The sequence below is a fragment of the Frankia sp. CeRuru1 genome (assembly GCF_977966315.1).
The window spans coordinates 1-12,571 of record NZ_CDWWEW010000129.1; the positions used below are offsets into that span (position 1 = coordinate 1).

The 12,571-nt window shown below is 70.6% G+C and carries 10 protein-coding genes; 5 read left to right on the plus strand and 5 right to left on the minus strand.

Features of this window, described 5'->3' with window-relative positions; genetic code table 11:
* Positions 1–1,742: DNA primase (dnaG, locus tag AC08OP_RS11530; RefSeq protein WP_476614190.1), on the plus strand; the 1,742-nt coding region annotated here is incomplete at its 5' end.
* Positions 1,743–1,782: 40 nt separating this feature from the next.
* Positions 1,783–2,961: an RNA polymerase sigma factor gene (locus tag AC08OP_RS11535; protein WP_035730083.1), complete on the plus strand. Its 1,179-nt coding sequence runs from the start codon at positions 1,783–1,785 to the stop codon at positions 2,959–2,961.
* Between the two features lie 237 nt (positions 2,962–3,198).
* Here AC08OP_RS11535 and AC08OP_RS11540 read toward each other — a convergent pair whose 3' ends face one another.
* Positions 3,199–4,407 (minus strand): glycosyltransferase family 4 protein, encoded by a 1,209-nt coding sequence (locus AC08OP_RS11540; protein WP_476614191.1) that lies wholly within the window; start codon positions 4,405–4,407, stop codon positions 3,199–3,201.
* 120 nt (positions 4,408–4,527) lie between these two features.
* Between AC08OP_RS11540 and AC08OP_RS11545 the strand changes: the two genes are divergently transcribed.
* Complete coding sequence (locus AC08OP_RS11545) at positions 4,528–5,274, plus strand: class I SAM-dependent methyltransferase (RefSeq protein ID WP_462186686.1); 747 nt, start codon at positions 4,528–4,530, stop codon at positions 5,272–5,274.
* Here the strand turns inward: AC08OP_RS11545 and AC08OP_RS11550 are convergent.
* The gene (locus tag AC08OP_RS11550; protein ID WP_476614192.1) at positions 5,253–6,131 is read right to left on the minus strand and encodes a glycosyltransferase family 2 protein; all 879 of its coding nucleotides are present in this window, start codon (positions 6,129–6,131) and stop codon (positions 5,253–5,255) included. The genes AC08OP_RS11545 and AC08OP_RS11550 overlap by 22 nt on opposite strands.
* A 264-nt stretch (positions 6,132–6,395) precedes the next feature.
* Between AC08OP_RS11550 and AC08OP_RS11555 the strand changes: the two genes are divergently transcribed.
* Together AC08OP_RS11555 and AC08OP_RS11560 are read left to right on the plus strand one after the other, a co-directional pair.
* Positions 6,396–6,722 carry a class E sortase gene (locus AC08OP_RS11555; protein ID WP_476614193.1) on the plus strand — a complete coding sequence of 109 codons (327 nt, stop codon included), beginning with the start codon at positions 6,396–6,398 and terminating at the stop codon, positions 6,720–6,722.
* Positions 6,723–7,175: 453 nt separating this feature from the next.
* Positions 7,176–8,999 (plus strand): putative bifunctional diguanylate cyclase/phosphodiesterase, encoded by a 1,824-nt coding sequence (locus tag AC08OP_RS11560; protein WP_476614194.1) that lies wholly within the window; start codon positions 7,176–7,178, stop codon positions 8,997–8,999.
* 146 nt (positions 9,000–9,145) lie between these two features.
* Here AC08OP_RS11560 and AC08OP_RS11565 read toward each other — a convergent pair whose 3' ends face one another.
* Genes AC08OP_RS11565 through AC08OP_RS11575 form a run of 3 tightly spaced genes read right to left on the minus strand, consistent with a single transcriptional unit; the run spans position 9,146 to position 12,527 of the window.
* Entirely contained in the window at positions 9,146–10,774 is a 1,629-nt protein-coding gene (locus AC08OP_RS11565) for a Gfo/Idh/MocA family oxidoreductase (RefSeq protein WP_476614195.1), read from the minus strand.
* The gene (locus AC08OP_RS11570) at positions 10,771–11,607 is read right to left on the minus strand and encodes an arsenate reductase/protein-tyrosine-phosphatase family protein (RefSeq protein WP_476614196.1); all 837 of its coding nucleotides are present in this window, start codon (positions 11,605–11,607) and stop codon (positions 10,771–10,773) included. Before AC08OP_RS11570 ends, AC08OP_RS11565 begins: the two co-directional genes overlap by 4 nt.
* 56 nt (positions 11,608–11,663) lie before the next feature.
* Positions 11,664–12,527, minus strand: coding sequence for a TylF/MycF family methyltransferase (locus AC08OP_RS11575; protein ID WP_476614197.1), 864 nt, complete (start codon positions 12,525–12,527; stop codon positions 11,664–11,666).
* Between the last annotated feature and the right edge of the window lie 44 nt (positions 12,528–12,571).

Below are 12,571 nucleotides of genomic sequence, written 5' to 3' on the forward strand. Positions count from 1 at the left end.
CCTTCTACGTCAATGCGGCAACCGGCCTGTTCCACTGTTTCGGATGCCAGCAGGGTGGCGACGTCTACTCCTTCGTGCGGGAGATCGACGGGCTGACCTTCCGGGAGGCGGCGGAACGCCTGGCGCGCCGGGCCGGGGTGACGCTGGCCTACGAGGGCGGTGGAACCACCGGCCGTACGGTGTCCAGCCAGCGGCAGCGGCTGCTGGAGGCGCACCGGGTGGCCGCCGAGTTTTACGCCGAGCAGCTAGGGTCGCAGGCCTCCGCGCGCGCCGGCTGGGACTTCCTCGCCGCGCGGGGATTCGATCTTACCGCGGCGGCGCGCTTCGAGGTCGGCTACGCCCCGACCGGCTGGGACACCCTCACCCGGCATCTGCTCGCCCGGCGCTTCACCGGCGAGGAGCTGGTGCTCGGGGGGCTGGCCAAACAGGGCGCCCGCGGGGGCCTGATCGACCGTTTCCATCATCGGCTGATGTGGCCGATCAAGGATCTCGCCGGTGAGGTGGTCGGCTTCGGTGGGCGGCGCCTCGCCGAGGAGGACGCCTCGAACGCCGGGCCGAAGTACCTCAACACGCCGGACACGCCGTTGTTCAAGAAGGCGAACCTGCTCTACGGCGCCGACCTCGCCCGCCGTGACATCGCCCGGCGGTACCAGGTCGTGGTGGTCGAAGGTTATACCGACGTCATGGCCTGCCATCTCGCCGGGGTCACCACGGCCGTGGCGACCTGTGGCACCGCCTTCGGCTCCGAGCACGTCGCGGTGGTCCGCCGGCTGCTCATGGACTCCGACGAGCGTCGCGGTGAGGTGATTTTCACGTTCGACGGCGACGCGGCCGGGCAGAAGGCGGCGCTACGCGCCTTCGAGCACGAGGAGCGTTTCGCCACCCAGACCTTCGTGGCGGTGGAATCCTCCGGCCGCGACCCCTGCGAGCTGTGGATGAGCGGTGGCGACGGCGCCGTGCGGGATCTGGTGGCCAGCCGGGTGCCGCTGGTCGAGTTCGCAATCCGCGGGGTGCTCGACCGCTACGACCTCAACACCACCGAGGGCCGGCTCGCCGCCTTGGACGCCGCCGCGCCGCTGGTCAACCGGCTCAAGGACGCCGCGTTGCGGCACCGGTACGCGGTGAACCTGGACCGCTGGCTGGGTTTCCTCGACGAGCGGTTCGTGGTGGGCCGGGTGGCCGAGCACCGGTCGCGGCAGGGGGGCGAGCGGGCTGGTGCCCGTTCCGCGCCGATGCGCCGGCGCGGGGCGGGGGCCGATGACGCGGCGGCCATCGTGGAGCGTGAGGCGCTCAAGCTGGCCGTTCAGTATCCCGGGCTTGCGGGCCCGATGTTCGACACGCTGGCTCCGGAGATGTTCACTGTTCCCGCGCACCGTGCTGTCCGTGACCTCATCGCCGAGGCCGGTGGGGTGTGCGCGGGGCTGGCGAGGTCCGGTGAGGTCACCACCTGGGTGACCGAGCTGACCGCGGCGGCTCCGGAGGAGGAGCTGCGACGCTTCGTTACTGCCCTCGCAGTGGAGAGGGTGCTGTGTGACCACGATGTGGATGATCGTTATGTCGACGAACAGATGTCGCGGGTACAGGAGTTGCATGTGACCCGTCGGATCACGGACCTGAAGTCGCGTGTGCAGCGGCTCAACGGGGTGACCGACGCCGAGGCCCTCCGCCGTGCATTCGGGGAGCTGATTGCTTTGGAGCAGCACAAGCATCAACTCCGGGAGCGGGGCGTAGGTGCCGCGTAACCTGGGTCGATCCCGAGAAGGAAGTGACGAGATTCCGCCCATGAGTCCTACCGTCCTACCCCGCGAAGCCCAGGTGGACGAGGTCAAGGACCTCATCACCCGGGGCAAGGAGATCGGGTTCCTCACCACCGAGGATGTCACGGTCGCCATCCAGGCCGCGGAGCTGCCCCCGGAGCAGGCCGAGACGGTGCTGCAGGTGCTGAACGACGAGGGCATCGAGGTACTCGAGGCGGGAGGTGAGAGCCCCGACGAGGCGGATCTGCTGGCCCGCCGTCGCCGCGAGGAGGAGGAGCTCGCCCTCAAGGCGCCGACCTCCGACCCGGTGCGCATGTACCTCAAGGAGATCGGCAAGGTCCCCCTGCTCACCGCCGAGGAGGAGGTCGATCTCGCCAAGCGGATCGAGGCGGGGCTGTTCGCCTCCGAGAAGCTGGCGGTGGCCACCAAGAAAACTTCCCCGCAGATGCGGCGGGACCTCGAGGCCATCGAACGCGACGGGCAGATCGCCAAGCGCAAGCTGGTTGAGGCGAACCTGCGTCTCGTCGTCTCGATCGCCAAGCGGTACGTCGGGCGCGGCATGCTGTTCCTGGACCTCATCCAGGAGGGCAACCTCGGCCTGATCCGGGCGGTCGAGAAGTTCGACTACACCAAGGGCTACAAGTTCTCGACCTATGCCACCTGGTGGATCCGGCAGGCGATCACGCGGGCCATCGCCGACCAGGCACGCACCATCCGCATCCCGGTGCACATGGTCGAGACCATCAACAAGCTGATCCGCATCCAGCGGCAGCTCCTGCAGGACCTCGGCCGGGAGCCGAGCCCGGAGGAGATCGCCAAGGAGATGGATCTCACTCCGGACAAGGTGCGTGAGATCCTCAAGGTCTCACAGGAGCCGGTGTCGCTGGAGACCCCCATCGGTGAGGAGGAGGACTCCCACCTCGGGGACTTCATCGAGGACTGCGACGCCGTCGTCCCGGTCGACGCGGCTAGCTTCATCCTGCTTCAGGAGCAGCTCGACTCGGTCCTGCACACCCTGTCCGACCGGGAGAAGAAGGTCATCCAGCTGCGCTTCGGGCTCACTGACGGGCACCCGCGTACGTTGGAGGAGGTCGGGCGCGAGTTTGGGGTCACCCGGGAGCGCATCCGCCAGATCGAGTCGAAGACGCTGTCCAAGCTTCGGCATCCCTCCCGGTCGCAGAAGCTGCGCGACTACCTGGAGTAGGAGCGGCCGGCAACCATTTCCGGCTGTTGACTGCCGATAGTGTTATGGTTGCCTCTGGTCGATATTTGATATTCGTATCGGGTTCGGTATCGGGGTTTACTGACCTGTGTGTCGCGTCGCGTGAGGATCAGTCCGATCCGTTCGATGCATTTTTCATGATCAGGCGGGTTCCTCCATGACCGTCCGGATCCTTCAGGCCCGGGGATGGACGCTCTCGTCGTGATCCGGATCCGGGAGTCACGCCGATCCGGTGGGAGTATTGACCCGTGTCGCCCCCCGCCGGGTTCCGGCACCCGTGGGCTGGACCGGGATGTCCCGGCCCTCGCTGCTCGGTAGCCGTCCGGTCAGGGCGGTGAAAACCGTGCGGAGGTAGTCGTCGGGCCGGGTGGCGGCCTCGGCCCACTCCGCGGCGCGCCGGCCGACGCGGGCCAGTCGCGCTCGGTCGGCGAGCATGCCGTGCAGGACGTCCGCCAGCGCCTGCGCCGACTCGTCCATCGGCGTCTGCCCGGTCACGCCGTCCTGGTAGGCGTCGTGGCTACCGCCTGAGGCGGGTCCGATCACCGCGCACCCGGCGAGCTGCGCCTCGAGCAGCACGATGCCGTAGCCCTCGCCGCTGATCCGTGGCCCGCGCGAGCGGGTGCGGGTGCACAGCGCGAACAGGTCGGCGGTGGCGTAGAGACGTGCCAACGCGTCGTCGGCCGGGGACTCGTGCAGCTCGGTGTCGGGGTGCGTGGACACCAGCTCGTGCAGGGCCCCGGGTGCCGGGCCCTGCCCGGCGAACACCAGCCGGACCGGGCCGAGAGTGGCCCGGACGGACTCCACGGCCTCCAGCAGGACCCCCGCACCCTTGCCCACCCAGTCACTGAGCCGGAACACGCTCAGCATGGTCGGTACGGGAGACAACGGCCGGCGGCGGCTCGCCTCGGCCAGCAGGGTCGCCCGCCACGTCGGTGAGATGCCCGGCCGGAGGATGGGCGCCAGCCCCAGCGTCGACAGCGCGCCGGCGCTGTAGGAACTGATCGTGACCGGGCGCAGGAGCGGGTCGGCGCGCAGGATCGCGCGGTCGGTGCGGCGCATGCCCCAGATGTCGGTGCCGTAGAGCAGCACCGGGCCGAGGCGGGCCCGGGACAGTCGGACGGCTGCCGCCGCGACGGGGATGAGGTTGGCGTGCCCGGCGACCACACTGTCGGCCTGGCCGAAGCGGCGCGCCGCAGCGAGCGCGCGCGACGCGAAGCGCGCCCTGATCGCCGGGGTCAGCTCGACGCCTGGCTCCAGCATGTCGACCCGCAGGAGATCGGCCCCACCGGCCCGCAGTGTCTCCTCGACCGTCGAAAGATAACGCTCGATCCCACCACCGAGGCCGCGGGAACTGCTCAGCAGCAGAACCCGGGCAGGTCGATCGGTGAGGGAGGCGGTCGGGGCGGTGGATCGGCGCGAGATCTGCACGGAGAGTGATTTTAATGTCTCTCCAGGTGCTAGTCCTGTGTTGTGGAGCGTGTCATAGTAACGTTTCGAGTTCTCTTGACTGCCTGTAGCTTCTCCGATGATGGCGACAAGGGGTCGTGTATGGAAGCCGATCTGCGGTACCGCAACGGTGGTAACCCGCCTCTCCTCGATCTGATCGACATACCGGCGGGTAAGGCGCTGGACTGTGGGTGCGGAGCCGGGGACAACGCGCGGCTGCTGCGGGCCCGGGGCTGGCGGGTGACGGGGGTGACGATTGATCCGTCCGAGCGGGCCGCCGCCGCGGCCGAGTGCGACCACGTCGAACTTGCCGATCTGAGCGCCGGGCTGCCCTTCGTCCCCGACGGGAGTCACCAGCTCGTGCTGCTTTCCCACATCCTCGAGCACCTGGCGGATCCGGTGCCGTTGCTCGTCGAGGCCCGGCGGGCGCTGGCACCCGGTGGCCGGGTCCTGGTAGCGCTGCCGAACGTGCTGCACTACCGGCAGCGCGCGCTGTTCCTGCGGGGTCGGTTCGAGTACACCGAGACCGGTCTCATGGACGCTACCCACCTGCGGTTCTACACCGTCGACTCGGCACGGCGGCTGTTGGAGGACAACGGACTGCGCATCGTCGCCACCGCCACCACCGGTGGTCTGCCGTGGTGGCGCACCCGTGAGCTGCTCCCCGGGGACCTGGTGCGGCGGTGGGATCGCCGCGTGCTGGACCGGTGGCCGAACATGTTCGCCTGGCAGGCGCTGTTCCTCGCGGCGCCACAGGCGACGCGCCGGACCGGCGCCCCCGGCGTTGCCGTGATGCGGCAACGGTCCGCGCCTGGTGGCCGGCCCGGCTACGGCCAGCTTGTCCAGTGAGCGGCGCGCGGCTCGTCGTCACGTGCCTCTCCCGGGGGGGGAAGCATCGAGAGACCGTCCAGCAGGCCGTGGAGGACGAGGGCCGAGGTTCGGGTACCGTGCCTGAGGAGCATGTCCAGGGCGACGGCGCGGGGTAGCACGACGACCGCCGTCGCCAGGGCGATCAAGGCGGCCCGGGCCCGCCATCCGCGGATCCGGGCGAACCAGAGCCGGTTGCGCACCCCGTAATAGGCGTCGCCACGCCGGGGGACGGTCGTGCTCCCGATGCGCCGTGCACGGTGCGGACTGACCACGACGCTCCATCCGGCTTCCCGGACGCGGTAACAGAAGTCGACATCCTCGAACCCGAGGTAGTAACGGCCGTCCAGGGGGATCCGCCGCAGGCAGTCCGCCTTGACGAACATGATCGTGCCTGCGACCCAGTCGGCCTCCAGGGGTCGGTCGCCGGGGGGGCGCCGGGCCTTCGGTGCCGCCAGGACCGGGCTCAGCCGCGCCGGGCCCGAGCGCCGACCGTCGTCGTCGACCAGGGTGGGCGCGACCACGCCGATATTCGTCCCGGCCAGCAGATCCAGGCAGGCGCGCAGCGCCGGGTCCGGGATCCTGACGTGGTTGCCGATCAGGAGATAGGCCTGCGCGGCGGGGTAGCCGTGGCTGGCGAGCCGGAAGCCTCCGCCGAGACCGAGGTCGCGGGGCGGCAGGATCCAGGCGACCGAGGCCGGCAGGTGGTCGGGTCGGTCCGACCGGTCGTTCGCGACCACCGCGACTTGGGCGATGACGGGGCTGCCGTCGAGCCACCTCGCAAGCTCCACGGTCGGCCGGTGTGGACCCCAGTGGACGATCACCGCCACGGTCTTCATCGGACCCCCTGCGTCGCTCGGGTAGAGCATCCGGTCCGGCGGGCGACGAGCCTCCACGGCTCGGAATGAGTACCGAGGGTAACAGGAATGCCTCTGCATGTAACGGTGAGTGAGACGCAGGATGCTGGCGTGACCCGCCGATGATACTGCGTGCTCCATGATTCGGTGTGCTCCACGATTCGGTCCAAATCATTCACCGGCCATGGTGGGAGGCGCCCCCGCCAGCGTCCTGCGCCGGGGTCCGGACATATGACGGGGACCGCCATGCCCGGTGAGCTGGAGAATGTCGTGGTTTCCGGACATCGGACCGCATATGGAGAACTGTTTAGTCGTCTCGATGAGTTGAAGGTTGGGGATCCCCTCCCCGTCGAGGTGCGAGACCGTTACTACACGTATCGCGCCGCCGAATCTGAGGTGGTAGCCCCGACTCGGTTCGACGTCGCCTGTCCGGTGCCCGGGGAACTTGGTGAGGTGCCGGGCAAGGAGCTGATTACTGTAGGCTCTCCGCCCCTGGCGGGGGATTTCCCGGAATGGACACGGTGTGGTCCCGGGTGGCAACGGTTTGGATTTCGCCGGTGCCCTTCATGGTGATTAGTGTCCCCGGCGGTTGGCCAACGACGGGGTCGGCGGCCACGGGCCGAGCCGATGCCGGTGGAAAGTCGGGCATCGGATACCCTGCGACCTGGCGCACGTTACGCTCGGATAGCGCGGGGATAAACCAGACGCGTGATGCCGGCGGTGGTGGCGCCGTGGGCGGCCATCCTCGACCGGCTGCGGCGGCTCGCTCAAGGACGCGGCTCGCTCAAGGACGCAGCTTGCTCAAGGACATTGCGGGATCGGCTTCGGGGGAATTCGATGAATGGGCGGGATCGGATACGGCGTGGCTCGACGATCCGGCACGGCGGTGCGGGCCGCCCGTCGGGTGGCCACCGGTGGTTGCGCCACGAGGTCGGGGCGGGGACGGCTGTCCCCGGGAGCACGCGGACCGGCGATGTCGGTCCGCGTGCTCGTCCAAGTCATGGATGCGCTGCGGGTGGAGCGACGATGGTCCGGTCAGTGCTGTTCCGGTCAATGCTGCCCCGGTCGATGCTGGTCCGGCCGGTCGCGGGGGTCGCCGCCCTGATGGGGGGTGCGCTCGGTCTGTTTCTGGGACTGCTCTGTCTCATCGGCGACTGGGGCGGGCCCGTGCCGTCGCCGGTCGCGTTGTCGTGCGTGGTGCTCGCGGCCGCGGCGTTGTCGATCGCGGTGGCGATCCTCGCCGCGGCGGTCCGGCCGGGTCCGAACGGTCTGGCCGATGCGAACGGTCTGGCCGATGCGAACGGTCCAGCCGGCCCGGACATCCGGTCGTGGGATCCCCGGGGAGGCGTTGGCCGTGCGTGGCCGTGGCGCGGCGTGGTGGACGAGCTGACCGGGCTGCCGGGCCGACGGTACTTCCTCGACGTCGCCAGCCGTTGTCTCGCGGGCGGTGAGCACCGGGCGCGCGGCGCAACGTCCGTGTCGGTGCTGCTCATCGATCTCGATCGGATGCGCGATGTCAACGGGGCGCTCGGGCATGAGTATGGGGACCGCCTGCTCGCCACGGTGGGTCGCCGGCTGCGCGGGGCGCTGCCCGGATCGGATCTGCTCGCCCGGGTGGACGGCAACGCGTTCGCTGTGCTGTTGCGCGGCGCTGACGTGGCCCGGGCCGAACAGGTCGCTCGGCGGTTGCGGGAGGTGCTGGAACTGCCCGTTCCGCTCGCGGGAACTCCGGTGCGGCCCGAGGCGAGCGTGGGGATCGCCCATGCCCCCGAGCACGGCCGTGGCGCGCTGGAGCTCTTTCGTCATGCAGAGGAGGCGATGTACCTGGCGAAGGGGGGCCGTCACGGGCAGACCGTCTACGCCCGCGACCATCCACCGATCAACCGGGCCCGCCTGCTGCTGCGGGCCGAGGTGCGCCATGCGCTGGACTCCGGCCAGATCGAACTGAGTTACCAGCCCAAGGCGGATCTGCGCAGTGGTCGGATCAGCGGTGTGGAGGCCCTCGTCCGCTGGCGTCATCCGGTCGACGGCGTGCGGCCGCCCGACGCCTTCCTGGCGGAGATCGAACGCGCCGGGTTGATGCCGAAGCTCACCGTGCAGGTCCTTGACCAGGCCCTGGCCGACTGCGCGCGCTGGCACGGCCGGGGTGCCCCGCTCGCGGTATCGGTGAACGTCCCCGCGTCGGTCATCGTCGATTGCGCCTTCGTCGGCGTGGTGCGGGCCGCGCTCGCCCGGCACCGGCTCCCGCCCTCGGCGCTCGTCATCGAGGTCACCGAGGACTCCCTCATCGTGGCGCGGGAGTTGGCACAGGGAACCCTGGCGGGGCTGCGCCGGTTCGGTGTGCGGGTCAGCCTGGACGACTACGGCACCGGGTTCTGTTCGCTGTCGTACCTGCGCGAACTGCCGGCCGACGAGGTGAAGCTGGACCGGACCTTCCTGCGTGACCTCGACCGCGATCCGGCCGCGGCCGAGATCGTGCGGTCCACGGTCTCCCTGGCGCATGCGCTGCGGTTACGGATTGTCGCCGAGGGGGTCGAAACGCAGCGTTCCTGGGCCTCTCTCGCCGCCTGGCAGTGTGACGAGGTCCAGGGATACTTCGTGTCACGTCCGATGGCCGGGGAACGAGTCGTCGGCTGGTTGCGGGAATGGGGCAGCCGGCTTGCCGTCCATCCCGGGACCGCGCCGCGCGCCGTGGCGGGACCGGTCGACACCTGCGCGGCACAGTCCCCGGTCTCCCCGATCGTGGCACCGGCGGTCGAGGCCGTCGTGGCCACGCGTCCGTCGGCGGCGGGACCGGCAGCCCGGCGGGCGGTCGGGCGCCGGGTGCCGGCCGACCTTGCGGCCTCCTGATGGCGGTCGACGGCGTGGCGGTCGACGGCGTGGCGGTCGCACCGGGCCCGTGATGGCGGTCCGATTCGGGGGTCCGGGCGCCGCCGGCACCAGGACCGTGACGTCCCTGGCAGCCGTGACGTCCTTGGCAACCCTGATCCCGGGGATCAGGGTTCGGGCCCATCCCCGCCGGCTGCGGCGTCCAGCCGTAGCGTGAGCGCGGCGACGGCGGCGATCTGCCCTGCGTCCTCGCCCGGGGCGCCGGCCACGATGCCCTCGCAGATGTCGCGGTACATGGCCGGGTAGCTGTCGAGCCGGTTGACTCGCCGCCGCCGCAGGATGCGGGACCCGGCCTCCGCGGTGTACTGCGAACCGTCGACGATGGTGGCCGTCACACCGTTCGCGCGCAGCTGGGACTGTTCCCGCAGACCGTGCCGGCTGCCCCCGGCACTGGTCAGCACGAGCGAGAGGACCGCGTCGTTCTCCAGCTCGACGTATACCGTGAAGGTGTCCGTGCGGGAGCGGGCCACCGTGCTCCGGCGGACCGGCGCGAAGTCGTTGAGCCAGAGGAAGTGGTCGATCCAGTGGCAGCCGTTACTGACCAGTCGGGTGCGTGAGGACGGCCAGCGGTACCAGTGCCGGCGGGGAAGCGGTTCCTCGTACACCACGGCACTGTAGATCAGCGGCTCGTTGCCGTCGGCTAGGCGCAGGTCGGAGCGCAGCCAGGCGTTCATCGGGCTGTGGCGTCGCTGGAAGCAGGCGAACAGGCGCCCGCCGGCGTGAAGGAGTGTCACCAGCCGGTCGAGATCGTCCTCTGTGGTGACAACGGGCTTCTCGACGACGGCCACTGAGCCGAGCCGCAGCGCCTCCCGGGCCAGCGGCGCGTGCGTGTGGTGGTAGCCCGCGATGAGGACGACGTCGGCCCGCTCCCCGTCCCGGAGCAGCGCCGCGGTGTCCCAGGAACATCGGTCCGGTCGCCGGGCGCCCAGCTGGACGGGGTCGATCTCATGCACACCGACGAGGTCGAGGTGATCACGGACGTGCGGGACGATCTGCGTCTTGGCATAGTGTCCCAACCCGAACAGGACAGCGGTGGGTCGCCCGGACGCGGGCGGCGGGCCATGGCGCGGGGTGCTCTCCGTGATCGGACTGACCCCGGCGAGTGGGCGATCCCCGGGTCGGGCCCCGGTCCACTCGGTTGCGAGCCAGGCGACGAGACGGTCGACGGCACCGGGATCCACCGGTGCTCCCGACATCGGAGACCAGCCGATGAGCGTGTCGTCCACGACCGGCCACGCGGTCGCCGGCTGGGCCCGGTAGACGATCGCGGATCGCGGTGGTGGCGGATCGGGGCTGACGAAGCCGAGTGAGTCGGCGGGAGCGGGAGCGCCGGTGGGGCCGGGCGGCCCGACCGGGCGGACGAGGTCCTGATGCAGGACGACGCGTTCCATGCACGCCGGGTGGCAGGGGGCGACGAAAGCGACGGTCGTTCCCGTCCGCGAAGCCGCCCCACCAGCGGGTGGGACGGCTTCGACCAGGGTGCCCAGGCCCACGCCGAAGTAACGCTGGTTGCGGTCGCGTTCCCGCAGCCGGCTGGCCGTTTTGCGGGCGACCGCGCGGATGCCGAACTCGCGGGTGTAGGCGGCGAGGGCCCGGCCGCTGCCCGCCCTGACGAAGAACTGACCGTCCACGGGGAACAGCGTCACCCAGGTGTCCGGGCGGATCCGGCAGTGGCCGGGCAGGGGGGTCTCGTCGAGGAAGCCGGCCAGCCACCGGTTCCCGATCAGGATGTTCATCCCGGTGCCGGGGTCCGGTCGACCGGGACATCCGCGAGGCCTGCCGGGTCTGCGAGGCCTGCCGGGTCTACGAGGCCTGCCGGGCCTGCGGGGCCTGCCGGGCCTGCGGGGTCCGTAGACGCGGCCGCCAGTGGCTCGCGACACGCCTCCGCTAGCAGGGCCATCGGCCGTGACAACGTCTCTTCGATCATCCGCGCGCAGTTCTCGAACGCCTCCCGACCGCCGTCGAGGGGGTCGGCCAGGTCGTCGAGGGTGGCCGGTAGCGCGCGGCCGGCGGCCCGGATCCGCCAGGCCGTGGCGGCGAGGTACTCCCCGGCCACCCGTGCCCCGCCCGGGGGGATGTCGGCGGGGCGGACTCCGGAGGTCAACCGTCCGAACTCGCGCAGGGTGAAGGTACGGCGCATGGCCCGCGGCACAAGGCCCACCACCGTCGAGCGGTGTGCGCGGGTTGCGCACAGCACCAGATCGCTGGCCTGGACCAGGTCCGCTGTCAGCAACCTTGCCCGGAAGCCGGACGGGTCGAGCCCTCGCGATGCCAGGATCGCCGCGGCCTGGGGATACATCGCCTCACCTGCCCGGGCGCATACTCCCGCGCTGCTCACCAGAAGATCCCCGGCGGGGCCGGGTGGATGCCATCCCTCGGACGAGGGCTCGTTACCCTCGGTCCCGCCGGATGCCGGCGCGCCGGCCGCGCCGAGGCCGATCCGGTCCAGCGCGGCGCTGAACCGGGCGGCGGCGAGATGCTCGGCCAGGGGCGAGCGGCAGACGTTGCCGGTACACACCATCAGTACCGCCCACGGTCGTTGCCGCACTGCCACTCCTTCCTCCGCCATCCCTTCCTCCTCTCTCCGCCGGGGCCGGCGGACTGCGGACCAGCTCAGCGTGACCGCTAGGGCTCGTTCCGGCGCCAGTAGACGCAGGTCCAGTCGACTTCGATGATCGGCTCGGTCACCCCGTGGGCGGCCCGGTAGTCCTCGACCGCCGCCCGGCAGCCGGGAACGGCTCCATAGTCGTCGACGATGCAGAAGCCGCCGTCGGAGAGCTTCGGGTAAAGCGCCGTCAGCGCGTCGGTGGTGCTCTCGTACATGTCGCCGTCGAGGCGCAGGACCGCGAGGCGTTCGATGGGCGCGGTGGGCAGGGTGTCCCGGAACCAGCCGCGCAGGAAGCGGACCTGATCGTCGAGCAGGCCGTAGCGGCGGAAGTTGTCCCGCACCTGCTCGAGGGACACCGACAGCTCCGCGTACTCGTGGTGGCGGTCGCCGGTGTCGGCGGCGTAGCGCCCCGGATTGGGCGCGGGCAGGCCGGCGAACGAGTCGGCGACCCAGACCGTGCGGTCGGGGACGCCGTAGGCGGCGAGCACCCCGCGCATGAGGATGCACGCGCCGCCCCGCCAGACCCCGGTCTCGATGAGGTCGCCTGGGACGCCGTCGACGATGACTCGTTCGGTGCACTCCTGGAGGTTGCGCATCCGGTGGTCGCCGGTCATCGTGAGCGCCAGCCGCGGCCAGTCCCGGCCGTCGGTCCGGGCGCCCGGTGCGCTCCTCTTGACGATTTCCATTCCCTGGCTGCGGAAGGCTCGTACCAGTATCCTCTTCGCGCCGGTGCGCGGCTCCCACGCACCGCCGTCCCGACCATCCCAGAGAGAGCAGGTCAGCGTCGTGCGAAGCAGATCGAGATACCGCACCGAGGTATCGGAAAGGTCGTGACGGGCGACGGTCGGGTCGTGCGGGGCAACGGTCGGCGTCGTGGTCATCATGGCTCCTGATGAGAGGGGTGAGCGCGGAAAGGGGATGGGGC